The organism is Arcicella sp. GW821-FHT09D11, from assembly GCF_059416265.1.
Genome location: NZ_JBWKOV010000001.1, coordinates 1171876 through 1196956, shown reverse-complemented (window position 1 = coordinate 1196956; position 25081 = coordinate 1171876). Strand labels below are relative to the sequence as shown.

Here is a 25081-nt window from a genome sequence, read left to right as displayed (position 1 = left end):
GATTATTAAAAATAGATACTTATGTTGCTATTAAGCATTTTATATCTAAATGATGTCATTTTTGATTAAAAGACTACATGACAATATTTTAATCACAACTCACAATTCATTACTCATTCACTAAATCGCTAAATCACTCAATAATATAACATCCCTTCTTGCTTCGATGGGGGTCGAAACGAGGAGTAGTCTTACATAAAAACAAAAAAACATGAAAACTCTGTTAAAAAAATCAATCACCGTACTGTGTTTAATGGTACTTTCTGTAGCTGTTTCAGCTTCAGGGGTGAATCCACCAGCGAGAAAAATTAAGTTAGGATTTATTCCACTTACCGACTGTGCGCCACTTGTAGCAGCCAAAGAATTAGGGCTGTTTGCTAAATATGGCGTTGATGTAGAACTTTCAAAAGAAGCCTCTTGGGCTAATATTCGTGATAAAGTATTGAATGGTGAATTGGACGGTGCACACTGTTTGTTCTCGATGCCACTTTCTGTCTATACAGGCATCGGTGGAAAAGCAGGGTCAGAAATGAAAATCGCCATGGTGTTGAATAATAACGGTCAGGCCATTACGCTTTCTAAAGATTTTTGTGGCTTAGTAGGTTACAAAGAAATGAACAAAGTAGCGGCAGCTATCAAAGACGTTAAGACTAGAAAAGAAGTAACCTTCGCCATGACTTTTCCAGGAGGAACACATGACATTTGGTTGAGAAACTGGTTAGCAGCCGCTGGTGTAAATCAAAAATCGGTAGGGATTATCACGATTCCACCGCCACAAATGGTTGCTAATATGCGTGTAGATAACATGGAGGGCTTTAGTGTTGGCGAACCATGGAATGGTGTTGCGGCGGCTCAGAACGTTGGTTTTACACACATTGCTTCACAAGATATTTGGCAACATCACCCTGAAAAGGCATTGGTAGTTAATGCAAAATTTGCTGCTGAAGAAAAAGAAGATTTGAAAAAAGTAATGAAAGCCATTCTGGAAGCCTGCAAATGGTTGGATAATATGGGCAATCGTAAAAAAGCCGCTAGCTGGTTAACGAAACCTTATTATGTAAATGCTCCGTTACAAGTAATTGAAGCACGTTTGTTAGGTTCAAGCGATTTAGGGTGTGAGTTAGGCGTGCAGAAATACAAAGGAGATTACATGACGTTTTATAACAATGGTGTTGTAAACACGCCTCATAAGTCTCACGCCATGTGGTTTTTAGCGCAATATGTTCGCTTTGGATATTTAAAAGCCGAACCTAATTATAAAGCCATTGCTGAAAAATTGATTCTTGATGATTTGTTTGCAGAAGTAGCCAAAGAAATGAGCGTGCCTGTTCAGGTAGATATGAAGCCTTTCAAAACTACGTATGATGTTGTTTTCGACCCAGCTAATATTGACGATTACTTAAAAGCAACAAAAAAATAAAGTTTGTCAGCACTTATCGGTTGACTAACATTTATAGATAGTTGACCGATAAGTGATAACAGATACCAAAATCATGAAATCAATTTCTATCAAAGATATAGCCATCAATACTCTTTATTTTTTGGCAAGTATGACCATCCTATTAGGTATATGGCATCTTATTTCAGTGATTACCAAGGCCGAAATTCCTAGTCCAGCCTCTACATGGGTCGTTTTTAAAGAACTTATTGTAGATCCTTTTTATGATTATGGCCCTAACGATAAGGGAATAGGCATTCAGTTGTTAAGCTCTTTAGGAAGAGTATCAACGGGTTTTGCATTGGGAAGTTTAATTGCTATTCCAATGGGTTTATTGATGGGCTCAACAAAAATTGGGATGAAATTATTGAACCCAATTGTTCAAATCCTTCGTCCAGTGTCGCCTTTGGCTTGGTTTCCATTAGGTTTATTAGCCTTCAAAGCTTCAGATGGCGCTACCATTTTTATCATTGCCATTACTTCTTTATGGCCAACGGTTATTAATACTGCTTTTGGAGTATCAAGTATTCCAGACGACCATAAAAATGTAGGCAAAGCCTTTGGTTTTTCTAAATGGAAATACTTGACCAAGATAATGTTGCCTTTTGCCATTCCTCATATCATTACAGGTTTGCGTTTGTCCATCGGGATTGCTTGGGTAGTGATTGTAGCGGGCGAAATGCTTTCGGGTGGTGTAGGAATTGGGTTTTTTGTATGGGATAGTTGGAATGGACTTTCTTTAGAAAAGATTCTGGTAGCAATTCTGATTATCGGAACGGTCGGGTTATTATTTGACAAAGCTTTCAATGGATTGCAAAATGCTTTCTCTTGGGACAAAAAGTAATCAGACATTGCATTTTGAATATTCATTCTAACGTCAAAATCATTATTCTATCATGACTAACATCGTAAATCCAAGTCAGTTAGCTGATTCAGCCAACGACTTCCATAAAATAAGTAACCGTGAGACTGCTATCGACATCAAAAACGTAACAGTAGCCTTCAAAGGAGCCAAAGGTACTTTTACAGCTGTAAAAGACATCAGTTTAACCGTAAAAAGAGGAGAAATAGTAGCCTTAATTGGTCACTCAGGGTGTGGGAAATCAACCTTAATGAATACTATTTCGGGCATGGTAACACCATCATCTGGTGAAGTAATTGCTAATGGTAATATTGTAAAAGGTCCTGGGCCAGATAGAGGAATTGTTTTTCAAAACTATTCATTGCTTCCGTGGATGTCGGTTTACAAAAACATTTATGAAGCTGTAGACTCTGTTTTTAAAGATAAAAACTCGAAAGAGAAACACGAAATAGTTGATCACTTTATCCAAATGGTGAATTTAACACCACATAAGGATAAATTACCAGGTCAGTTATCAGGCGGTATGAAACAACGCGTAGCCATTGCTCGTGCTTTTGCTATCAACCCAAGTATCCTTTTGTTAGATGAACCCTTCGGAGCGTTAGATGCCTTGACTAAGGGTTCAATGCACATTGAATTATTGAAACTTTGGAATTTGGATAATCGTAACAAAACCATTGTCATGGTTACGCACGATATTGAAGAAGCTATTTTCTTAGCCGACAAAGTAGTGGTAATGAACAATGGACCAGCCGCTACGATTAAAAAAATTGTAGATATCAATTTGCAAAGACCCCGTAACAAAAAAGACATCACTCATGACCCTGAATATATCAGAGTACATGATGAGTTATTGAGCTTATTGTTTGATAAATTTTCTATAGAGGATTAAATAAAAAATCCCGAAGTTTTAGCTTCGGGATTTGTCCCTAGTCCTTGGCGGAGGAGTGAAGGTGATAAGATTTTGGAATGGTTAAGTATTAATACAATCAAATTATATGATTAATTAAGAATTCCAAAATTGCCTTTTCACAGGCAAATTTGTTTAGCCTTTTTTCATTAGCGTTAGACAAATCTAAGTAACATAAGCCATTTTCGCAAATAAAAAAGAATAAAAATCATTTCACTTTTCAATGAGTGCTTTTTATTCATGATTGATTAGGAAAAAATGTTTGAGATGCCGAAACAAAGTTTTTTAGATTAATATTAAAAGGTAAAAATATAACTATAAAAATTAAAAATTTAACTATATCAATAATGTTGAGACTAAAATACTTACTTATAGGATGTTAAGAACCTTATAAGTAGGATTATTTGAGGGACGAAAAAATTGAAAATTAAAGTAAATATTGTAAATCATCAGAAGCAATGAGCAGTAAATCGAATCTTAAAAAGTATAAATCTACCTGTTCTTACTGCGGGGTTGGATGCGGCGTTGAAGTAACTGATTTGGGCAATGGTAGGCTGAACCTTGAAGGAGACAAAGACCATCCTTCAAGCAAAGGAATGCTGTGTTCAAAAGGGATGAATTTACATTATACCGTAATGGATAAGTCGGATAGATTGCTTTATCCAGAAATGAGGTTTAATAGAAATATGCCATTGCAAAGAGTTTCGTGGGATACTGCCTTAGACCGTACTGCTGCTATTTTTAAAACTTTTATCCAAAAATATGGTCCCGACTCTGTCGGTTTTTATGTTTCTGGACAATGTCTTACCGAAGAATACTACGTAATCAATAAGCTTATCAAAGGGTTTATTGGTTCTAATAATATTGATACCAATTCTCGTTTGTGTATGTCGTCGGCAGTGGTAGGTTATAAACTTACTTTGGGTGAAGACTCCGTACCTGTTTGTTATGATGATATTGAATTGGCAGACTGTTTTTTCGTGACGGGGGCTAATCCTGCTTGGTGCCATCCCATTATCTGGCGTAGGGTCGAGGCTCATAAACTGGCGAATCCTGAAGTGAAAATAATTGTGGTTGACCCAAGACGTACGCAAACAGCTGCTCAGGCAGATTTGCATTTACAACTTCAGCCCGGAACAGATATTACGTTGACCAATGCCATTGGAAGAGTATTGATTGAAAAAAATTGGATTGACCTAGATTTTATTACGAACAATACTGATGGCTTTGAGGCATACCAAACACAGGTAATGCAAAGGACGTTGGAAGAAGCGGCTGAAATTTGTGGTGTTGCTATTGAAGAAATCGAATTAGCAGCACAATATATTCATGAAGCCAAAGGCTTTTTGTCGATGTGGACAATGGGCTTGAACCAGTCTGTTGTGGGGGTGAATAAAAACCTCTCCTTAATAGATTTACATTTAATTACAGGTAAAATTGGAAAAGAAGGCAATGGTCCTTTTTCATTAACAGGTCAGCCCAATGCCATGGGTGGGCGTGAAGTAGGCGGTTTAGCAAATATGCTACCTGCACACCGCGATTTATTAAATTCTACTCATCGCGATGAAGTACAAGCATTTTGGGGTGGAACAAAAATCTCTGATAAACCTGGCTTTACTGCTACAGAAATGTTTGATGCCTTGGCAGAGGGCAAAATGAAAGCAATATGGGTCGTATGTACGAACCCGTTAGTAAGTATGCCCGACGTTACGTTGGTTGAAAAGGCTTTAGAAAAAGCCAAATTTGTGGTTGTTCAAGATATTTCTAGTCGTTCGGATACCTTAAAATATGCCGATGTAGTATTGCCTGCGGCAGCTTGGTTAGAAAAAGAAGGGACAATGACCAACTCTGAAAGACGCATTACTTATTTGCCTAAGATGGTGGATGCACCAGGCGAGGCAATGGCAGATACAGAAATTATTAATCTTTTCGCTAAAAAAATGGGCTTTGGCGACGCCTTTAATTACACTTCCCTTTCCGATGTTTATGACGAGCATTGTCGTTCAACCAAAGGAACAAACATTGATATTTCGGGGCTTAATTACGAGATTTTAAAAGAAAATCGAAGCGTTCAGTGGCCTTATCCATCGAGTCAACTATCAGGAAAAAATAGGTTTGAGACAAACGAAGAAACAGCAGACTTTCCAAAGGATGTTGTGGCTTTACCAAAAACCCTAAGCTCAAATTTTGATAATCCTAATGTTGATGCTCGAGGAACAAAACGCTTGTTTACAGACGGCAAGTTCTACACCTTAAATCAAAAAGCAAAAATTCATGCGGTGCCAGATGAAAACCATTCTGAAAGTATCAACGAAGATTTCCCTTTGATTATGACTACGGGCCGTATTCGTGACCAATGGCATACCATGACCAAAACAGGGAAAGTAAATAAACTAAATCAGCACATTTCACAGCCTTATCTGGAAATACACCCTGAGGATGCACTAGCGAGAGAGATTATTGATAATCAAATTGTTGAGATAGTTGGACGTAGAGGAAAAGCACAAGTAAAAGCAAAAATCACCACAGATATAAAGCAGGGAGTATGTTTTATGCCCATGCACTTTGGCAAAATTTTAGGTAATGATTTTGGGCGAACCAATAATTTGACCAATAGCCTTTATGACCCGAGGTCTAAAGAACCTGATTTTAAATTTACCGCTGTTGAGGTGCGTGCTTATGTAAAACCGCATGAAAAAATTATCATTATTGGTGCAGGTTCAGCAGGCTTGGGCTTTATAAAGTCGTATCGCGAATTGAATCAGACGGATGAAATCCATGTTTTCTCGAAAGAAATATATCCTTTTTATAATAGAGTAATGTTGCCAGATTATATTTCGGGCGCTCAAGACTGGTCTCAATTGGTAAAATTGCGTGAAGACCAGTTTGTTGAATCAAACATTCATGTTCATAAAGGCATTGAAGTAGTCAATATCGACCGCAAGAATAAGGTAATCGTAGATTCAGAAGGAAATGAACATACTTATGACCGCCTGATTCTAGGTATGGGTTCACGAGCATTCATGCCACCGTCGATTCCGAGGATTCCCGGAATATTCAATATGCGTTCTAGAATAGATGCGGATAGTTTAATGCCATTTTTAAAACAAGACAATCCCCACGCTTTAATAGTTGGCGGAGGTTTGTTGGGGCTTGAGCTAGCAGCATCGTTGCGTGAAATGAATATAAAAGTGACGATTGTACAGCGTACAAGCCGTTTTATGGATAGACAGTTAGATCAATTAGGGTCTGAGTTATTAACGTCAGAAATCCTAAATTTGGGAATAGATATCTATTTCAATGACGAAGTATCTGCATTGTATGGTACCGAGAAATTTGAAGGTGTAAGATTAAAATCAGGTAGAAAAATTGATGCCCAAGTGGCAGTATTTGCCATTGGTACTTCGCCCAATGTTGAGATTGCCCGTGCCGCAGGCATTGAAGTAAATCGTGGCGTTGTTGTAAACGATTACCTACAGACTTCTGACGAAAGTATTTTTGCTGCTGGTGAAATTGCGCAGTGGCGTGGACAAATGTGGGGTATTACTGCCGCTGCCGAGCAACAAGCCGATGTGATTGCCAAATACATTGCAGGCGACTATGCAAGTTATTACAAAGGCTCGCTTTCAATGAATATCATGAAGATTCAAGGGGTTCAGTTATGTTCATTAGGGATGATTGATACGCCTAAGTCGTCTGAGTATGAGGAAGTTATTTTTATAGACAAAGCCAAGCGATATTACAAAAAATGTATTATCCACAAAGATAAATTGGTAGGCGCAATTCTGATTGGTGACAAATCTGAATTTTTAGAATTCAAAGGGCTGATTGCTAACGAAATAGAGCTATCTGATAAGCGTTTGGAATTATTGAGAAGTGGCAAAAAAGCAGACCCAGTAATGGGTAAGTTAGTTTGTTCTTGCAATAGTGTAGGCGAAGGCAATTTGAAAAATACGATTGCTGGTGGATGTAAAGATTTTACAGCCTTATGTTCACAAACAGGAGCAGGAATGGGTTGCGGAAGTTGTAGACCCGAAGTAAGAGCAATTTTGGAAAATGCATTAAAGGAAGTATTGGCAGAAGCATAATATTGGACATAAAAATAGGGAAGATATCGCTAGACATACTTCCCTAAATTCATTGTACAGAGGTTAAAATGCTGTTTTGCCATAGTCGTTAATGTTTTAAGATTAACGGATAGCTACAACTACGTCACGGTTTGTGATAAGGTTTGTTTTGATCTCAAAAGATTTTGATTCAACAACATTAACATTTTGGCTAATTACTTCGATAGTATATTTACCGTCAGCTAAGCTAGAGAAATCGAAAGTTTTTGCGAATTTACCACCTTTAGTATCAACATATTCACGGTGAATTTCGTTTTTGTCAGCATCAGTAACTACTACTACTACTTTTTTGCTAGCTACGTTATCAACCCAAACGTTGAAGCTTAATGAGTTATTTACTTGAGCGATTTTGCTTTTTACTAGGCTAGCAGACTCGTCAAAATTTGAAGCAAATGTATTTACGTTTGATAAGCAAACCATAGTAACTGCTACGATAAATGCTTTAACTGTGTTCTTGTTCATGACTTTATTATTTAATTGTTATTAATGATGAAAGTTATTAAAAGGATAATTTGTATTTTTCTAAGATTTATTTTCAGTATCGAAAAGTATTTTCTATCTGGACGTCACTCAATAAAAGATGCTTTTGTTATGAAAATGAAATTGAATTTAATTTTCAACTCAGCTCTTAGAATTTTATTCGTGTCATTCGTTTGACGATGTAAACTTATAAAAGGAATTTGATAACTCAATCATAGAATGATAACTTTTTTCACTTTTTCAAGAAAGTTCCTCTAAAAAAAATCATATTTATAGAAATAATACAATTTTAAAAAACGTATTTATATAAAATATAAAAATAGTTATACGAAGTTTTTACTTATAATACAGCTTTGATTTTCAGTATATTAAGTATAAATAACTATGATGTTGTGCTAAATATTTATATATTTGATTTATTTTTTAAAAAATATCAATCATGAAAGATTACTCATTACTTAAAATAAATCTAACTGGTGGAATCGTATCGCCAGGCACTTTACAAAGTATTCTTTTAGCAGCTAAAACTGCGGGAGTTAGAGAAGTAAGCTTCGGAGCAAGACAACAATTACTGATGTATGTCAAGTCTGAAATCGTTCGTGGAAGTGGTATAGTAGAATTTAAGAAAAAATTGGACGAAACTAATATTGCTTTTGAAGAGGATTCAGATAAAAAACCTAATATTATTTCTTCGTATTGTGCAGAAGAAGTATTCCCAACGGGGCAGTGGATATCAGAAGGCATTTATAAAGATATTTTTGATGGATTTGATTACGAACCACAGCTAAAAATCAATATTTCTGATTCCCAGCAGTCGTTCACGCCATTTTTTACAGGCAATTTAAATTTCATCGCCTCTCCTATTCAAAACTTCTGGTATTTATACGTGCGTTTTAAGCAATCGAACAAAGTTTTTTGCTTTCCGATATTGATTTATACCTTAGAAATTCCCAAAGTTTGTCAGCGAATAGAGGAAGTAATCCTAGAAGCAGGCGAAATGGACGAAAACGAAGTGTATGAAAAAGTAATTGCCAAGGGAGAAATTATTTCACAAGTCATTCGTGAAGAACTGATATTACCCAAATTCTCTCTACCCTATTATGAGGGCTTCAATCGCTACGGTGAAAAAACATGGTTGGGCATTTATCGTAGGAATGAAACATTCCCGCTTGACTTTCTCATAGAAATTTGTGACTTATGTCTTGAAACAAAAGTTGGGCAGATTTGTACAACCCCTTGGAAGTCATTAATCATCAAAGCAATTGAGAACAAACACCGTAATCTTTGGGATAAATTACTAGGAAAATATGGCATCAACGTTCGTCATGCAGCAAATGAGTTGAACTGGCAAGTAGAAGATTTGTCACCTGAAGGGCTGTCCTTGAAAAAAGCCATCATTCGCGAATTTGATGATGAAGATGTACGTACTTTTGGTTTGAGCTTCGCCATTCAAACACGTTCTAAATCAGAAGTGTTTGGGTCGGTAGTTATCAAAAAACGAAAGATTTTTGCAGGACTTTCTAGCGTGTTTGATATTTATCATACCGTAGATTTTAATCCTAATACGCGTGCCTTGACATTGTTTGAAAAGGGGGTAAACAAAGCACACGTTCCCGAAATGTTACAACGCTTATCGAAGCGTTTTTATGCAGTCCATAAAATAGATGCTACTGTTGTGAAAAAGGCAATAGCAAATAAAGAAGCAGAAGTAGAGATATTTCAATGTAAAACCTGTTTTACCATATATGACAGTCGTTTTGGCGATTCCGTAAATGGTATTGGAGTAGGGATAAAATTTGCTGATTTACCAGACAAATATTGTTGTTCAATGTGCGAAAGCGAAAAGAGTGAATTTGAGGCTGTGAAAGCGGATAAGTTATTGGTATAAGCTATATTAAAACACTCTTAATTATCACTAGGGAGGCACTTAAGTCCCTCCCTAGTAATAATTAAGAGTGTTAATTTCTATTTTTTCTATTAGCAGGTGAATTAATTCACCTGCTAATAGGAAGAGAGTTTAATACCTCAATTTACAAGCTAACATGATATTTTTTTTCAAAATAAGGCTTCAAGAATTTCTTATCAAGAAACTTTAAAATTAATATCGAGTTGATAGTCAATAAGCTATTAATAAATAGTTTATTTCTCAATATTGACAACGTAGGATTCAAATCCACTTGTACTGTTGATAAGTTACTCATAGAGAACACAACAAGCAAAGATGCAATCAAGATAATACCTGCACCAATTAAAAAGTAAAAAGGTAGTCTACTTGGCTTTCTTTCCAATACTAGTGCTTGCGACAACTCCCATTGGTCAATTAACCTATCTGTAAAATTAACAGCAGTTTTTTCCATAGGCATTGCTTCCAGCAAAGCATGGGTATCGGCATATTCCTGAAAAAGCGAGCGATATGCCTCGTCGTTTATCAGTAAAGCTTGATGGCGAATAATTGTTTCCTCAGAAGCCAAGCCATCAAGAATATCAAAAATCTCTTCCTCTTTCATATTGTTGTTCGTTTGAAAATCTTTCAAACTTAGATTAATGTTCTTACTTCATTTCCTAAAATCCTTTTCATTTCTTCTCCTAGTCGTTTTCGGGCTCTACAAAGTTTTACTTTCACTGTTTCTGCTGAAATTCCGACGATTTGAGCTATTTCTTCCAAAGATTGTTCCTTCAAATAAAAGAGCGTTATCATCGTAACATCATCGGGCGAAAGCTGGTTCAAGGCCTGTTGAATGTACTTTTTCTGCTCATTCGTTTTTAAATCATTACTCGTATCAGCGGTAGCCTCTTGGGCAGCTTCAGATAAAGTAATGTCTTCCGCTACAATGTTTTTCTTTCGCTTAAACATCAACGCTGCATTAAATACAATCCTGTAAAACCAAGTAGTAAACTTTGCCTCCTGATTAAAATTAGGTAACGCATGAAAAGCCTGAATGAAAGCATCTTGAGCAACCTCTTCCGCATCCTCACGTGTACCTACAATTTTGTAGGCAACCGTAAAGGCATAGTCTTTATGACGATTGGCGAGCTCTCTATAGCCCGACTTGTCACCTGACAAAATGCGCTGAATGATTGAATTATCTGTTTCTTTGATTTTCACATTGATAGGATGCCACATCCGCTAAAAAGGTTACACTAAGATAACTTTTTTTATTTTTTTAAAATACCTGTAACCTAAATCAATTTTATTACATCATATCGGCAAGATTTAAAAATTCACGAAAAAACAAAAAAACATTTTATAACAATGGAAAATTTAGATAGCCTCGTACCCATTATCGGCATTATGGTGCCAATTGTAGCCATTATTGGTACTTTTACAATGATTGTGTTCTTACGCAAGTATGATAACGACGAAAAAATGGCAATGATAGCCAAAGGAATTGCTCCACCCGAAAAAAGCTCTAAAAGTTTTAATGTAAATCCAAGTCACTCTTTGCGTTGGGGATTTGTGTTAATCGGTTTTGGAATAGGCTTGTTAATGGGAAGTCTTTTAGAAAGCCTTATTAACATAGATGACGACACCGCTCATTTCTCAATGATTTTTGTTTTCGGAGGTTTGGGCTTGTTAGCATCATACTTCTATCAAATGAATCTTGATAAGAAAAACATCAATAATAAAGACTAAAATATTCTAACTATGTAGCAATAAGGCCTCAGGAAATCGTATTTCTGGGGCTTTATTTGTTAACAACAGCAACGTTAACATTTCATTAACAAGTATTAACATTTCATTGAGACAAAGCTTCAGAATTTTGTTGTTATTTTGAATCAACAAATCAGCAACAACACTTTAAGAATTGCTGATAGCCTAAAACTCTAACGGAATTTTTAACCTCTAGCGATACGAAGCCTCCAACCTACGGGAACGGAGGCTTTTTTATTGTTCGTTCAAAAACCGTAAATTGTGACAATCATTTTCAAATCAATTATTCACAATGGTAATTTTTAAAGACCTTCTCGCATTAAAAAATAGTATTGGTACAACAATCGGCACAACATCTTTCACGACTGTTACACAGGCAATGATTAATGATTTTGCCAAAGCTACGCACGATTTTCAGTGGATTCATGTAGACGAAGCAATGGCTAAGAAATATTCACCTTTTCAACAAACAGTAGCGCATGGATTCTTAACATTATCGTTAGCGCCCAAATTTATGACCGAGCTTTTCAAGGTTGAATCGGTGAAGATGGGCTTGAATTATGGTGCCAACAAAATAAGGTTTACTACGGCCGTGCCAGCGGGAAGCAAAGTAAGCATGAAAGCAAGTGTATTAGAAGCAGAAGAAGTACAGCCAAAAGTACTGAAAGTAACGATGAATTGTATTTTTGAGATAGAAGGACAAGAAAAGCCTGCTTGTGTAGCAGAATTGATTTCAGTTTTTTATGAATAATTGTGCTAAACGATTAAGCTCTTAAAACGAAAACTTTCTGAATATACCTATTTTTGATATTACAATGCTAATTTATAGAGCAATCCTTGCGATTCTATGCATTACTGATTAATAAAAAATCGTTGATTTTCACTAACTTTGTGTAAGTAATTAAGCAAAATGAATAAAATGTATTTGACCACTTGATAAGATGAGACTAAAAGTTTGTGGAATGCGTAACGCTGAAAATATCAAAGAGTTACTTGAACTTGGTCCCGACTATATGGGATTTATTTTTTTCGAAAAATCAAGCCGCTTTGTCGGAGAGGAACTAGATGAAGAGTTATTGAAATCATTTCCACATACTGTAAAGAAAGTAGGTGTTTTTGTCAATGCAACCCAAGCATATATTTTAGATAAAGTAAAGAGGTATGCCTTAGACTATGTTCAATTGCATGGAGAGGAAATGCCTGATTTTTGTAGAAACCTCAAATTCAAAGGTGTTAATATCATTAAAGCCTTTTCTATCGATAGTCAATTCAATTTTGGGAAACTCCTGAATTATAAGCCTTACTGCGATTATTTTTTGTTTGATACCAAAGGGGATTTAAAAGGAGGAAACGGCACTACGTTCGATTGGTCGGCGCTCCGCCGATATGATAACGACAAACCATTTTTTTTAGCCGGAGGGATAGACCTAGACAACGCCTCTAAAGCCATGGAATTAACAGGCTTAAAAATTCATTCTTTAGATGTAAACAGTAAATTTGAACTAGCGCCGGGCTTGAAAGACATCGAAAAAATCAGTGAATTAATCAAGATATTAAAACCAACAGAAGCAATCTTAACATCGATATGATAGCACCAGAAACATTTAATGTAAATGATAAAGGATATTACGGACAATTTGGCGGAGCATTTATTCCTGAAATGCTATATCCTAATGTTGAAGAATTAAGGGTATCCTACCTCAGCATTATGGCTGAACCTTCATTTAAACAAGAATTTGAAGGCCTTTTGAAAGACTATGTGGGGCGTCCTACTCCTTTGTTTTTAGCCAAACGTCTTTCTGAAAAATATAATACGACAGTTTATTTAAAGAGAGAAGACCTTTGTCATACGGGTGCACACAAAGTAAACAATACGATTGGTCAGATATTAATGGCAAAGCGTTTGGGCAAACACAAAATTGTGGCAGAAACGGGTGCTGGTCAGCATGGTGTAGCCACGGCTACAGTATGTGCTTTAATGGGCTTAGAATGTATAGTTTATATGGGTGAAATAGACATTCAACGTCAGGCACCCAATGTAGCACGCATGAAAATGTTAGGTGCTAAAGTTGTACCAGCAACTAGTGGCTCAAAAACGTTGAAAGATGCAACAAACGAAGCCATGCGTCACTGGATTAATAATCCTGTTGATACGCATTATATCATTGGGTCGGTAGTGGGTCCACATCCTTACCCTGATATGGTAGCACGCTTTCAGTCGGTTATCTCAGAAGAAATTAAAGTACAATTGAAAGAGAAAACAGGTAAGACTAATCCAGACTATGTAATTGCTTGTGTAGGTGGAGGTTCTAATGCGGCGGGTGCTTTTTATCATTTCTTGCACGACGAAGAAACAAAATTGATTGCGGCAGAAGCAGCAGGACATGGCGTTAATTCTGGATTGTCGGCAGCTACTACTTTTTTAGGTAAACCAGGAGTATTACATGGGAGTAGAAGTATTTTGATGCAAACAGAAGATGGACAAGTAGTAGAGCCTCATTCTATTTCAGCAGGGTTAGATTACCCAGGTATTGGACCTATGCATGCGCATTTATTTGAAAGTAAAAGAGCTACTTTTTTTGATGTAACAGACCAAGAAGCAATTGATGCTGCGATGGAGCTTTCATTATTAGAAGGAATTATTCCAGCGTTGGAATCTGCTCATGCCTTGGCAGTATTATCAAAATTAGGCGCAAAGCCAGATGAAGTAGTAGTAATTAACCTTTCTGGTCGTGGAGATAAAGATTTAGAGACTTATCAAAAGCATGTGAAATAATTTTGAGGTTATTTCCTTGGAAGACTAAAGGACTTTGGACTGTATGACTTTAGGAAATTCATTTGACTTTTACATTAGAATATTTGTAACGGTAACCCTTGCGGTTACCGTTTTTTGTTTGGCCTTGTGTTTTGTGTGCCACAAACCACGGATTTAACTTTTGCTCCAAACCACAGTTTAAACCCAAAGGTTAACCATTATTATTCTTTATTGCTCAAATTTTAGCCACTCTCCTTTTGCACGCATTACTTGTTCTATCACATCCCTTACAGCACCCTTACCTCCTTTTTGAAAAGAAATATATTTAGCAATAGCTAGAATTTCATCACAGGCGTCAGCAGGACAAGTAGAAAGCACATCTGGGCGAATCATTACTTCATAATCAGGCAAATCGTCGCCCATATACAAGATATTTTCTTCTGGAATACCAGATGTTGTCAGCCAATCTTGGTAAATCTGGATTTTGCTTTTTCCACCAGAACCCATAAATACATCATGAATTTTTAAGTTCTGTAATCTTTTGCGTACACCTTCATGTTTGCCTCCTGTGATGACGCAAAGGCGATAGCCAGCTTGCACGGCACGTTCTATCGCATAGCCATCTCTGATATGAAAAGTACGATAATGTTCTCCCGTATCTAATACGTGTACAGAGCCGTCTGTCATTACACCATCAATGTCAAATACGAAAGTATTGATTTGCTTAAAAGCGTCTAAAGTCATTTGTGTTTTTGATGAGAAATTCCTTCTGATAAAGCACGATAAATATGTTGATAATCGGGCAATTGTTTCAAGAAGAGTAAATGTTGATTAATTATTTTTTGATCATCTCTAACGGCAGGGCCTGTCTGAACATTGAATATATTTTTTGATTCCAAGGCTTTTCTAACGGTTTCGTGAATTAGCGGTTTCAACAAATCAAACTCAAGGTCGTTCTCTTCCATCAATTCCTGCGCTATGCCTAATAAGTGATTTGTGAAATTACAAGCAAATACAGCTGCCACATGAAGCACTTTTCTTTCTTCTGAATTAACGGCATAAGTAATGTCCGAGAGGTCTTGCCCAAGAGTTATCAACATGTTTTCCACACTCTCATTATCTGACTCAATACAGATGGGAATTGTACTAAAATTCACGTGGAACACTTTGGAAAAGGTCTGAACGGGGTAAAATACGCCTGTTTTGATGGGGATATCGCTATATACGCGAAGCATTTCATCCATTTCATGAAGTGACTTACTTCCAGAAGTGTGGATAAGTATAGCATCTAATGGAAGTGTTAAATGCTTGATTACTTCAGAGATGGCATCATCTGAAACACAAAGAAAAAAGATTTGTGCAGCTGAATCCCTAAAATCAAGAGAATGATGGGCAGACGCATTGTAAAGCAATTTAGTAAGTGCTTCAGCGTGTTTAGGATTGCGACTATATACTTCCTCTACACTATGACCAATGTTTTCTAGTGCTTGAGATAGATGCCAAGCTACGTTTCCAGAACCGATAAATGAGATTTTCAAAATATTCAGAAATAAGATTAAAGTTATTTTGGCGGTTTTACTACTGTTACTAAATAATTATTCACAATATTAATCAAGGAAATCCTAAAAAAACTCAATTTTATAAGTTTATCTTTTGAATATTATCAAAAATAGAAATCACTATTCGTATTTTAATGAAGAAAATAATGTGGGATTGTAATTTTTAAAGCTTTTAGTCAACTTCTTAAAGAGATTATAGCATTCACTTTGGTAGAATATTTGTCAGTTATAACTTACAGATTCGTTACTGAGAGTATTTATTAAGGCAGGTAATTGTGTGAAATTTTAGCTATAAAGGTATTATTTGAGTCATAAAGTGGTAAAATAATAGTGAAATATAAAGGTCTAACCTATTTGAATACCTACTATAAATTTACTCTTTATAAAGCACCGTAATGTTGTAAAATGAAAACATTGTCCATTTTAATGGATTTTTGAAGATGTAAGGTGAACAAATTGTGGCAATATTGATAATAATAAAATGACCTCCACCTTTTGGAATTAATCCTAAGGAGGAGGTCTATTTTACTTAAAGTATTTATTATTCAGTTGTATTAAAAAGCATATCTAAGGGTTACACCAAAAGTACGTGGGTCACCTAACACAGCTGCATATTGACCAGCATTACCAGCCGCAGGTAATAATTGTTCAAAATAGTCTGTATTTGTCAAATTACGAGACCAAATGATTACAGAGATACCATTTGACGCACGGAAGCCAACACGAGCATTCAATAAGCCATAGCCTTCGATATTCAAATATTTTGATGGCGAAGCACTTGAAGAGAATGAAGAACGATAATAAGCATCAAGCGCAAGGAAATATTTACCTTTTAGTTCTAAGAATTTACCATTTCCAGTAATTTCACCACCCAATGAACCTGCCCATTTTGAAATCCCTGGTAAATCACCGCCAGAAATATCTTTGAAAGCAGATGCTGCTCCTGTTTCTTCCAAAGGTACTGGTGCATTTTTGAATGAAACATACTTTCCGTCAGTATAAGAAACCGCACCAGTGAAAGATAAATGTTCGCTTACTCTAATACTTCCGTCTACTTCAACACCTTTTACTCTTACTTTCTCAGCATTCGCTAAATAACCTCTGTTTACACCAACTTCAGCTGTTTGAACTTGTGTTTGGTAATCTTTAATGTCAGTGTTGTAAATAGTAACGTTTAAAGAAGTCTGAGGAGTTGGTCTTGTTTTTACCCCTACTTCATAGTGTGTTACATATTCAGGATTTACTCTTGCCAATTCAATTAATGTTACACCATTAGCTGTTGGTAAGCCTCCTAAATTAACCCCTACTGGCTTATAACTGTTAGCATAAGTAGCAAATGCATTTAATGACTTAGTTGGCTTATAAGCTAACGTTATTTGTCCTGAAACGTTATTTTCATTTACACTAAAGTTGAAAGCTTGATTGGTGTAAACACCATTTTTCAAGGCTAACAAAGCAGGGTCAGTTGTTTGTAATCCACCGTAAGTCTCACGTTTGTAATCAACATCTTTTTTATCGTAGTTAAAGCGAAGACCTGGTAATAAGTGCAATTTATCTGTGATAGACCAGTCAGCTTGCGTAAACACAGCCGCACCTAACGTATGAAGACGTGATGTTGTTTTTGTACCAAAACCATCAAATAATCCTGGTGTTTTCCATAAAGCAGACGTTGAACTTTGTGCAAATCTCCATTGTGCAGAACCTGATTCTTCTGTTTGAACAGGGTCAGAAGTTAATACTTGGTCAATCAAGAATACACCAAAAACACCACTTAATTTTTCAGAGAACTGTCCTGCATAACGAACCTCTTGTGTCCATTGATCATGTCTTGAATTTCCTTGAGATTTTGTTAGTACTGGTAAACCAATAAAGTCTCTGTCGTTTGATGGATCCCAAATCCAGTAACGCCATGCTGTTGTTGAAGTAAGTGTTCCTTTACCAATTTTAGCATCAATGTTAATCGAAGCACCACCGAAATCGTTATTAACTCTCCATGGAGAATCAGCATCTGTTATTCTGTCGAATGGATTAGTAGTTGGCAATTTATAATTCAAATCAGCAATGATAGCATTGAATTGACGATAAGCAGCACGCTGAGTAGTTACGACACCAGCCACAACCGTTGCATTTCCATCTGGTCTCTGACGAGCATTGTCTCCTGCAAAAGTAATATTTACATTTTCAGAAGGCGTATAAAGTAATTGAGCTCTAAAACCTAAGTTGTTTAATGCATTCGTAGGCTTTAATGTCGTTGTATTGAAGATTGTTCCATCTCTTTGAGTACCTGAGAATGAAACTCTCGCTGCTAATTTTTTACTAATAGGACCTGTAATAGAGGCTTTTGCTTGAATATAGTTCAGATTACCATAAGTTGTTTCAAAAGTTGCTCCTGGCGTAAAGCTTGCAGGTCTTGTTGTAATGTTAAATGCACCCGCAGTAGTGTTTTTACCAAACAGCGTTCCTTGTGGCCCACGTAATACTTCAATACGGTCAACATCAACAAAGTCAATCGCAGTTGCAGCAGGTCTTGCATAATATACACCGTCAACATAAAAACCAACACCCGGGTCAATACCATCGTTTGTAAGACCGAATGACGAACCTAATCCACGGATATTTAACGTCGTATTTCTACCATTAGAAGAATATAACTGTACTGAAGGAATCATTTCTTTCAAACGGTTTGGATTGAAAGCACCAGCATCTTCAGCAACAGCACCACGGATTACTGAAATAGGAATAGGAATATCTTGGATAGACTCTTGACGACGTCTTGAAGTTACTACAACGTCAGTAAGTTCATTGGTGTTTTCGTCAAGTCTGATTTCAATTTTATCACCACTTACGATTACTTCTTTTTTCTGATAACCCACAAACGATACAATAACAGTAAAAGGAAGTTTTTGACCAGTAACAAGCGCAAACTCTCCATTTGCATCAGTCGCCGCACCATTGGTAGTTCCTTTAATTGACACTGTAGCACCTACTAAAATTTCATTAGTACGTGAATCGATTACTCTACCTGAAATAGTAGCATTGATTGTAGGTGCGTTTTGGGCGAATAAAAATTTGGGAATAAGAATTACTCCAATTAATAAAGCTAGTTTGAAAAAATGTTTCATTGTAATTGTTTTTTATATAATATTTCTTGTAAAATCTTTAAGAATCTTCATCTAAAACTGATGATTTGTGGTATAATTATTAATAGATTTAACAACAACAACAGCTTTCTAAAAGCACGTTTTGTGTTATTTTAATGAGCATATTCGAACTTACATTTGTCGAAAATTGCTTTGTAAAGAGGCATTTTGTTTTCATAAATGGGAGGTTTTATATGATTTGGTTTCAAATTTAATATATAGAAATAATATATCCTATCGATTTAGTAGATAATTGAAAAATTATATATAATTCCCTATGTCAATCATGATAAATGTGCTTTAAATGTTGATTATTTAGCACTATAGAGCATAATAAAGCCCTTAGAGTAATCATATATTACTTTAAGGGCTTTTGTATATTATAAGAAAAATGTAATTTCCTAAAATGCACAATAGATACATATAAAAAGAATTTAGTCTTTTTAACCTTTACTATGCTTCTATGCTGTCACCTATTTTAATAGTGCCTTCTTCAATCACTTTGCAAGTAATACCACCGTGCCCAAGCATGGCATTATAGCCACCTTCGCCTAGTATAGTCTCCATTCTACTGCAAGGATGACATAGTCCAGTCATTTCTAAAATAGCCTCTCCAATTTTGAATCTCTTTTCTTTTAAAGCTAATAGATTAATGCCCTTGACAACAATATTTCTGCGGACTAAAGCAGGGTCAATTTCTGATTTTCCTAGGAAAGAGGCTATTGCATCCAAATGTTCTGCTTGAATCAACGTTACTTGTCTTTTGCTATCCGCATTACCTTTATAGCGGTCGCCATCTAGCCCCGTTCCGATACGAGCCATCGTTTGTTCAACACCTATTACAGGCTGACGAGAGGCTGGGCGAATACCGATATAAACAACCTCACCAGCTTGGACAAAGTTGTTCATCAATGCTTTTAAAGGAGATTCATCTGATAAAAGAGCCATTTTACTTCAAGATTTCTTGATACATGTCTGGTTTAAAGCCTACTGCAACGATATTCTCTGCTTCAATAATAGGTCGTTTAATGATAGAAGTATGCTTTAACATTAATTCAGTAGCTGTTTCTGCATCGGTTGCTTTCTCTTCGTCACTTAATTTCTTCCAAGTAGTGCCTGCACGATTAACTAATACATCCCAAGGTTTTTGTGTAAGCCATTCCTCCACTTTCTCTTTAGTAAGCCCGTCTTTTTTATAATTATGAAACTCGAAAGAAATATCATTTTCTTTTAGCCAAGTCATGGCTTTTTTCATTGTATCGCAATTAGCGATACCGTAAATTTTATACATGTTTTTTAATGGTGATTTAGTGAATTGTGAGTGAGTGATTTTCTTAACGATAATATCACATAACACACAAATAACTTTAATAGAACCCCAAAAAACATTAATTGTTTCTTGAAGAAATATCAAAGTTAATTTAGTAACCTTATTTCCTATAATCTAAAGGAGGTTTTCTATCTCCTGCCAATGATTTATATTCAAAAACCTTCCCTCCTCTTCTTTTATATAATTCCTCTTTTGATTCTTCTATAAGCTTGGTGTCTTTAAATAGATTTTGGGCAGTAAGGGCAATAGTTTCTGCGGCATTAATCATTCCTTTGTGACCAATACTCATGCCATTACAAGCTACAGCCTGCCAACTATGTGCAGGTATGCCCGTTACCCAAGTGGCGGTTGATAAACCCGCGGTAGGTGTTACCCAACTAACATCCCCCACATCTGTTGAAGCAGGGAAAAACAATCCAGCAGCATAAGGTCTAACTTCTTGAGCCTCCTTTAGTGGTGCAAGGCTTTGTGAATTAACGGTTAAACGTATCTTTTCGGCAAAGTCTGTTTCCTCAGGAGTGTATTTTACGCCACCTACCTTTTCTAAACTTTTTTGCATCTCTTTCGCTAACACATCATTAGGCAATAAATTATATAAGCCTGCTAATACCTCAAAAGTCATCCTAGTTTCTGTACCTAAAGCGGCTGCTTCAGCAGTTTTCATCACCCTCCTCCATACTTCTTCTAACCCTTGGGCTGATGGATTTCTAACCGTATATTCTACCATGGCATAATCTGGGACAATATTTGATGTAAGTCCACCATTTTTGATGACATAATGAATCCTTGTATCTGGCGAAATATGCTCACGCATCATGTTCACCATATAGTTCATTGCTTCTACAGCATCCAGTGCCGAACGTCCTTTTTCGGGACTAGCCGAAGCATGTGCTGCTAAACCAGAAAAACTAAAATTAGCTACCCTGTAAGCCAAAGACGAATTTGGACTTGCATTATTATTATCACCAGGGTGCCAATGTAACACAGCATCAATGTCTTTAAATACACCTTCTTTTACCAAATAAGTTTTTCCTCCGCCAGCGCCTTCTTCAGCAGGTGTACCTATCAAACGAATAGCCCCTTTGATTTTGGCTTTTTCCATCCAGTTTTTTGTCGCAATTGCCGCTGCAACCGAACCTACCCCAAAAAGATTATGTCCACAACCATGTCCATAAGCATTTACATATTTTGCTTTTCTAAAAGGGACAGCCTCCTGAGATAAACCCGGGAGCGCATCCATTTCTGCCAAAATTCCAATGGTTGGATACCCCGAACCATAAGTAGCTACAAAAGCAGTTTTCATTTCTCCAATGCCTCTTTTCACTTGGAAGCCCGCATTGGTCAATTCAGTTATCAACAATTCAGATGTTTTATCCTCTAAATATCCAGGTTCAGCTAATTGCCAGATTTTATCTGAAATAACAGTGTATTGTTTATATTTCTGATTGAGTTCATCAATGATTTCTTGCTGAGCAAAGCCCAAACGACAGAGCAACAAACAAATGAGGAAAAGAGGTAAGGATTTTTTCATGATTTAGTTTTTATTGATGAGGATGAATATGTTTAAAAATTATGCCTTTAGTATCAAAAACAATATTTACTATTAGGGTGCGACTTAAGTCGCATCCTAATAGTAAGGTGACATTTATTATCGTGTTAGATTTTTTAAGAAAAGATACTTGTTTAACCTATTGAAGTTAACGTTTATTCTTCTCAAATTAATCATTTTAAGCTTAAAGCCTACCGCCTAAAGCTTACTATTTCTCCGCAATCATCTTTTTCAAGCCCAACATTTCATCACGCAGTTTAGCTGCGATAACAAAGTCTAGTTCCTTGGCAGCTTTTTCCATGTCTGATGTTACTTTCTTTAACTGCTTTTGTAATTCATCTTTACTCATGTACGCCATTACAGGGTCGGCGGCCATGGCTACTTCTTTAGATTCTTCGTAGTAATTGGTTTTCTTGGTAGATTTACCCATTACATCAGCAATAGAAGTCTGCTCCATGATTTTTTCTTTCGACTTCAAGATGGTTTTTGGTGTAATGCCATTTACAGCATTGTATTCCATCTGAATGGTTCTCCTACGATTGGTTTCATCAATCGCTTTTTCCATCGAACCCGTAATACGGTCGGCATACATTAATACTTTGCCTTGGTCATTTCTAGCCGCACGACCTATTGTTTGGATTAATGAGCGAATATCGCGTAAGAAACCCTCTTTATCTGCATCCATAATGGCTACTAAAGATACTTCTGGTAAGTCTAACCCTTCACGCAATAGGTTTACCCCAACTAATACATCAAATACACCCATTCTCAATTCTCTAAGAATCTCAACACGCTCTAACGTCTTGATTTCCGAGTGAATGTAGCGGCATTTTACCCCTACTTTATCCAGATATTTAGATAACTCTTCCGCCATTCTTTTGGTCAGTGTCGTTACTAAAACCCTTTGTTCGCGCTCTATCCTGATATAAATTTCTTCTAGTAAATCATCAATCTGGTTTAAGCTAGGTCGCACTTCTATTTCTGGATCCAATAATCCTGTCGGACGAATAATTTGCTCCACCACTACCCCTTCCGAACGCCTTAATTCATAGTCAGCAGGCGTTGCCGATACAAACACTGTTTGTCCAGTGATATTCTCAAATTCTTGGAAAGTAAGCGGCCGGTTATCCATCGCCGAAGGCAAACGGAAACCATAATCTACCAAAGCCTCTTTTCTAGAACGGTCACCACCCCACATGGCTCTGATTTGTGGCATCGTAGCATGGCTTTCATCCACAACCAATAAGAAATCGTCTGCAAAGAAATCTAAGAGGCAGAAAGGTCTTTGCCCAGGTTTGCGTTGGTCGAAATAACGAGAATAATTTTCGATACCAGAGCAATACCCTAACTCACGCATCATTTCTAAATCAAATTCTGTTCTTTGTTTAATGCGGTCGGCTTCTTGCAGGCGACTTTCGCTTTCAAAAAACTTGATTTGTGATACCAAATCGTCTTGGATATAATTGATGGCATTCATCAGGACATCCCTCCCCGTTACAAAAAGATTGGCAGGGAAAATAGCAATCATTTTTTCATCCGAAATCTTCTTCCCTGTTTGTGGATTAATGCGTTGAATAGCCTCTATTTCATCGCCAAAGAAAATAATTCGATAACCAAAATCTGCATAAGGCAAGCAGATATCAACTGTATCGCCTTTTACCCTGAAAGTACCTCGCGTAAATTCTACCTCAGTACGAGCGTACAAGATTTCGACTAAACGATATAGAAACTGATTACGAGAAATAATTTCACCCACACCGAAACGAAGAATACTTTTGCGATACTCTTCTGGATTACCCATACCATAAATACAAGAAACCGAAGCGACGACGATAACATCTCTGCGACCAGACATCAAGGCAGAAGTAGTTGCTAAGCGAAGCTTATCAATTTCCTCATTGATGGCGAGGTCTTTTTCGATATAAGTATTAGTAGAAGCAATAAAGGCCTCGGGCTGATAATAGTCATAGTAAGAAACGAAATATTCAACCGCATTTTCTGGAAAAAACTGTTTGAATTCTCCATAAAGCTGTGCGGCTAACGTTTTATTATGGCTCAAAATCAAGGTGGGACGATTGAGCTGTGTAATCATATTAGCCACAGTAAATGTTTTACCTGAGCCCGTTACACCAAGCAATGTTTGAGATTGTTCGCCATTTTGAATCCCTTCTACCAATTTCGCAATCGCTTGAGGTTGGTCGCCAGTAGGTTTGTACTCTGAAACAAGTTTGAAGTCCATATATTATTTAGGATAATATGATTTTAAATGAAGTTTTTAAGAGGAATGCCCTTAAAAAAGTATTTATAAAATTACAAAAAAGCACCTACAAAAGATAGCTATACAAAACAAACACACATAGTAATGTGATAGTTTATCAGTAAATTAACTCCACAAAATCAAAAACACTCTTTTTATGAACAAATTAATACTTAACATAAGTATCAGCACGATGCTATTGCTTTCAGCTTGCGCTAAAGAAAACTTGGTAGCCCAAGTACCAACCGTTACCCCACCTTCAACTACTCCCATTACTTATCAGTTTGAAAGCACTCCTATTTGGTTTGATGAATTCAACTATGAAGGATTGCCCGATAACAAAAAATGGAGCTACGACGTAGGCGGTAGTGGCTGGGGAAATCACGAACTAGAATATTATACCAAAGAAAACCTGAAAAATGCGAGAGTAGAAAACGGAAAGCTAGTCATTGAAGCTATCAAAGAAAACTTTAATGGCAATAGTTATACCTCTGCTCGCTTAGTAACGAAAGGCAAAGGCGATTTTTTATACGGTCGCTTTGAAATTAAAGCTAAACTACCAACAGGAAAAGGGACTTGGCCAGCTATCTGGATGTTGGCATCACAACAAAACTATAGTGATAAGTTTTGGCCAGATAATGGAGAAATAGATATCATGGAACACGTGGGCTATGACCCCGGCAATGTACATGCTACAGTCCATACAAAAGCATTTAATCATGTAATAGGTACACAGAAAGGTACGGAGATGATGGTAAATGACTACAATACAGCCTTCCATGTATATCGCTTAGACTGGACACCCAGTAAAATAGAGATGTACATCGATACGACCTTATATTTTACCTTTGAAAACACAGGAAAAGGATTTGCAGAGTATCCCTTTGACCAAAAATTCCATTTATTGCTCAATCTGGCAGTTGGCGGAGATTGGGGTGGTTCAAAAGGGGTAGATGAAAGCATTTTCCCTCAGCGAATAGAAGTAGATTATGTACGTATTTATGCCTTAAAGAAATAGGGTA

The 25081-nt window shown here is 36.6% G+C and carries 20 protein-coding genes; 10 read left to right on the top strand and 10 right to left on the bottom strand.

All coding sequences use genetic code 11. The features are described from left to right. The first annotated feature begins 211 nt into the window (after positions 1–211). The 4 genes from AC07N0_RS05055 (at position 212) to AC07N0_RS05040 (ending at position 7298) form a co-directional block, all read left to right on the top strand. Entirely contained in the window at positions 212–1420 is a 1209-nt protein-coding gene (locus AC07N0_RS05055; protein ID WP_492801122.1) for a CmpA/NrtA family ABC transporter substrate-binding protein, read from the top strand. A 73-nt stretch (positions 1421–1493) separates the two neighbouring features. Next, on the top strand, positions 1494–2282 hold the full coding sequence (gene ntrB, locus AC07N0_RS05050; protein ID WP_494588340.1) for a nitrate ABC transporter permease: 789 nt from the start codon (positions 1494–1496) through the stop codon (positions 2280–2282). 52 nt (positions 2283–2334) lie between these two features. Continuing rightward, positions 2335–3192 carry an ABC transporter ATP-binding protein gene (locus AC07N0_RS05045; protein WP_492801121.1) on the top strand — a complete coding sequence of 286 codons (858 nt, stop codon included), beginning with the start codon at positions 2335–2337 and terminating at the stop codon, positions 3190–3192. A gap of 476 nt (positions 3193–3668) precedes the next feature. Further along, the gene (locus tag AC07N0_RS05040; RefSeq protein WP_494588339.1) at positions 3669–7298 is read left to right on the top strand and encodes a molybdopterin-dependent oxidoreductase; all 3630 of its coding nucleotides are present in this window, start codon (positions 3669–3671) and stop codon (positions 7296–7298) included. A 102-nt stretch (positions 7299–7400) separates the two neighbouring features. Here AC07N0_RS05040 and AC07N0_RS05035 read toward each other — a convergent pair whose 3' ends face one another. Further along, positions 7401–7799 (bottom strand): hypothetical protein, encoded by a 399-nt coding sequence (locus AC07N0_RS05035; protein ID WP_492801119.1) that lies wholly within the window; start codon positions 7797–7799, stop codon positions 7401–7403. Positions 7800–8256: 457 nt separating this feature from the next. Here AC07N0_RS05035 and AC07N0_RS05030 point away from each other — a divergent pair, with 457 nt between their 5' ends. Then, on the top strand, positions 8257–9705 hold the full coding sequence (locus AC07N0_RS05030; RefSeq protein ID WP_494588338.1) for a rubredoxin: 1449 nt from the start codon (positions 8257–8259) through the stop codon (positions 9703–9705). A 142-nt stretch (positions 9706–9847) separates the two neighbouring features. Here the strand turns inward: AC07N0_RS05030 and AC07N0_RS05025 are convergent, their stop codons facing one another. Both AC07N0_RS05025 and AC07N0_RS05020 read right to left on the bottom strand, forming a co-directional pair. Then, positions 9848–10324 carry a hypothetical protein gene (locus AC07N0_RS05025; RefSeq protein WP_494588337.1) on the bottom strand — a complete coding sequence of 159 codons (477 nt, stop codon included), beginning with the start codon at positions 10322–10324 and terminating at the stop codon, positions 9848–9850. Between the two features lie 29 nt (positions 10325–10353). Further along, positions 10354–10941, bottom strand: coding sequence for an RNA polymerase sigma factor (locus tag AC07N0_RS05020; RefSeq protein ID WP_492801116.1), 588 nt, complete (start codon positions 10939–10941; stop codon positions 10354–10356). Between the two features lie 129 nt (positions 10942–11070). Here AC07N0_RS05020 and AC07N0_RS05015 point away from each other — a divergent pair, with 129 nt between their 5' ends. The 4 genes from AC07N0_RS05015 to trpB all read left to right on the top strand — a co-directional run bounded on the left by AC07N0_RS05015 (position 11071) and on the right by trpB (position 14245). Then, entirely contained in the window at positions 11071–11451 is a 381-nt protein-coding gene (locus AC07N0_RS05015) for a DUF6249 domain-containing protein (RefSeq protein WP_492801115.1), read from the top strand. Between the two features lie 310 nt (positions 11452–11761). Next, positions 11762–12220 carry a MaoC family dehydratase gene (locus tag AC07N0_RS05010; RefSeq protein WP_494588336.1) on the top strand — a complete coding sequence of 153 codons (459 nt, stop codon included), beginning with the start codon at positions 11762–11764 and terminating at the stop codon, positions 12218–12220. Positions 12221–12410: 190 nt separating this feature from the next. Continuing rightward, positions 12411–13058 (top strand): phosphoribosylanthranilate isomerase, encoded by a 648-nt coding sequence (locus tag AC07N0_RS05005; protein WP_492801113.1) that lies wholly within the window; start codon positions 12411–12413, stop codon positions 13056–13058. Next, on the top strand, positions 13055–14245 hold the full coding sequence (gene trpB, locus AC07N0_RS05000) for a tryptophan synthase subunit beta (protein ID WP_494588335.1): 1191 nt from the start codon (positions 13055–13057) through the stop codon (positions 14243–14245). The genes AC07N0_RS05005 and trpB overlap by 4 nt, the downstream gene beginning before the upstream one ends. Before the next feature lie 207 nt (positions 14246–14452). On the opposite strand, the gene AC07N0_RS04995 is transcribed toward trpB, so the two are convergent. The 7 genes from AC07N0_RS04995 to uvrB form a co-directional block, all read right to left on the bottom strand. Further along, positions 14453–14968 carry a KdsC family phosphatase gene (locus AC07N0_RS04995; RefSeq protein ID WP_494588334.1) on the bottom strand — a complete coding sequence of 172 codons (516 nt, stop codon included), beginning with the start codon at positions 14966–14968 and terminating at the stop codon, positions 14453–14455. Further along, positions 14965–15762 (bottom strand): Rossmann-like and DUF2520 domain-containing protein, encoded by a 798-nt coding sequence (locus tag AC07N0_RS04990; RefSeq protein WP_494588333.1) that lies wholly within the window; start codon positions 15760–15762, stop codon positions 14965–14967. The genes AC07N0_RS04995 and AC07N0_RS04990 overlap by 4 nt, the downstream gene beginning before the upstream one ends. 575 nt (positions 15763–16337) lie before the next feature. Continuing rightward, the gene (locus AC07N0_RS04985) at positions 16338–18905 is read right to left on the bottom strand and encodes a TonB-dependent receptor (protein ID WP_494588332.1); all 2568 of its coding nucleotides are present in this window, start codon (positions 18903–18905) and stop codon (positions 16338–16340) included. Positions 18906–19376: 471 nt separating this feature from the next. Next, positions 19377–19871: an MOSC domain-containing protein gene (locus AC07N0_RS04980; RefSeq protein ID WP_494588331.1), complete on the bottom strand. Its 495-nt coding sequence runs from the start codon at positions 19869–19871 to the stop codon at positions 19377–19379. 1 nt (position 19872) lies between these two features. Then, positions 19873–20214: an arsenate reductase gene (locus AC07N0_RS04975; RefSeq protein ID WP_494588330.1), complete on the bottom strand. Its 342-nt coding sequence runs from the start codon at positions 20212–20214 to the stop codon at positions 19873–19875. Positions 20215–20353: 139 nt separating this feature from the next. After that, complete coding sequence (locus AC07N0_RS04970) at positions 20354–21784, bottom strand: amidohydrolase (protein WP_494588329.1); 1431 nt, start codon at positions 21782–21784, stop codon at positions 20354–20356. A 226-nt stretch (positions 21785–22010) separates the two neighbouring features. Beyond that, positions 22011–24041: an excinuclease ABC subunit UvrB gene (uvrB, locus tag AC07N0_RS04965; RefSeq protein ID WP_492801105.1), complete on the bottom strand. Its 2031-nt coding sequence runs from the start codon at positions 24039–24041 to the stop codon at positions 22011–22013. Positions 24042–24216: 175 nt separating this feature from the next. Here uvrB and AC07N0_RS04960 point away from each other — a divergent pair, with 175 nt between their 5' ends. Next, complete coding sequence (locus tag AC07N0_RS04960) at positions 24217–25077, top strand: glycoside hydrolase family 16 protein (RefSeq protein WP_494588328.1); 861 nt, start codon at positions 24217–24219, stop codon at positions 25075–25077. Positions 25078–25081 lie beyond the last annotated feature (4 nt).

What these genes read in the sequence shown, in the direction of transcription:
- AC07N0_RS05055 (WP_492801122.1), top strand. Translation starts at nt 212, where the DNA reads ATGAAAACTCTGTTAAAAAAATCAATCACCGTACTGTGTTTAATGGTA.
- ntrB (WP_494588340.1), top strand. Translation starts at nt 1,494, where the DNA reads ATGAAATCAATTTCTATCAAAGATATAGCCATCAATACTCTTTATTTT.
- AC07N0_RS05045 (WP_492801121.1), top strand. Translation starts at nt 2,335, where the DNA reads ATGACTAACATCGTAAATCCAAGTCAGTTAGCTGATTCAGCCAACGAC.
- AC07N0_RS05040 (WP_494588339.1), top strand. Translation starts at nt 3,669, where the DNA reads ATGAGCAGTAAATCGAATCTTAAAAAGTATAAATCTACCTGTTCTTAC.
- AC07N0_RS05035 (WP_492801119.1), bottom strand. Translation starts at nt 7,799, where the DNA reads ATGAACAAGAACACAGTTAAAGCATTTATCGTAGCAGTTACTATGGTT.
- AC07N0_RS05030 (WP_494588338.1), top strand. Translation starts at nt 8,257, where the DNA reads ATGAAAGATTACTCATTACTTAAAATAAATCTAACTGGTGGAATCGTA.
- AC07N0_RS05025 (WP_494588337.1), bottom strand. Translation starts at nt 10,324, where the DNA reads ATGAAAGAGGAAGAGATTTTTGATATTCTTGATGGCTTGGCTTCTGAG.
- AC07N0_RS05020 (WP_492801116.1), bottom strand. Translation starts at nt 10,941, where the DNA reads ATGTGGCATCCTATCAATGTGAAAATCAAAGAAACAGATAATTCAATC.
- AC07N0_RS05015 (WP_492801115.1), top strand. Translation starts at nt 11,071, where the DNA reads ATGGAAAATTTAGATAGCCTCGTACCCATTATCGGCATTATGGTGCCA.
- AC07N0_RS05010 (WP_494588336.1), top strand. Translation starts at nt 11,762, where the DNA reads ATGGTAATTTTTAAAGACCTTCTCGCATTAAAAAATAGTATTGGTACA.
- AC07N0_RS05005 (WP_492801113.1), top strand. Translation starts at nt 12,411, where the DNA reads ATGAGACTAAAAGTTTGTGGAATGCGTAACGCTGAAAATATCAAAGAG.
- trpB (WP_494588335.1), top strand. Translation starts at nt 13,055, where the DNA reads ATGATAGCACCAGAAACATTTAATGTAAATGATAAAGGATATTACGGA.
- AC07N0_RS04995 (WP_494588334.1), bottom strand. Translation starts at nt 14,968, where the DNA reads ATGACTTTAGACGCTTTTAAGCAAATCAATACTTTCGTATTTGACATT.
- AC07N0_RS04985 (WP_494588332.1), bottom strand. Translation starts at nt 18,905, where the DNA reads ATGAAACATTTTTTCAAACTAGCTTTATTAATTGGAGTAATTCTTATT.
- AC07N0_RS04980 (WP_494588331.1), bottom strand. Translation starts at nt 19,871, where the DNA reads ATGGCTCTTTTATCAGATGAATCTCCTTTAAAAGCATTGATGAACAAC.
- AC07N0_RS04975 (WP_494588330.1), bottom strand. Translation starts at nt 20,214, where the DNA reads ATGTATAAAATTTACGGTATCGCTAATTGCGATACAATGAAAAAAGCC.
- AC07N0_RS04970 (WP_494588329.1), bottom strand. Translation starts at nt 21,784, where the DNA reads ATGAAAAAATCCTTACCTCTTTTCCTCATTTGTTTGTTGCTCTGTCGT.
- uvrB (WP_492801105.1), bottom strand. Translation starts at nt 24,041, where the DNA reads ATGGACTTCAAACTTGTTTCAGAGTACAAACCTACTGGCGACCAACCT.
- AC07N0_RS04960 (WP_494588328.1), top strand. Translation starts at nt 24,217, where the DNA reads ATGAACAAATTAATACTTAACATAAGTATCAGCACGATGCTATTGCTT.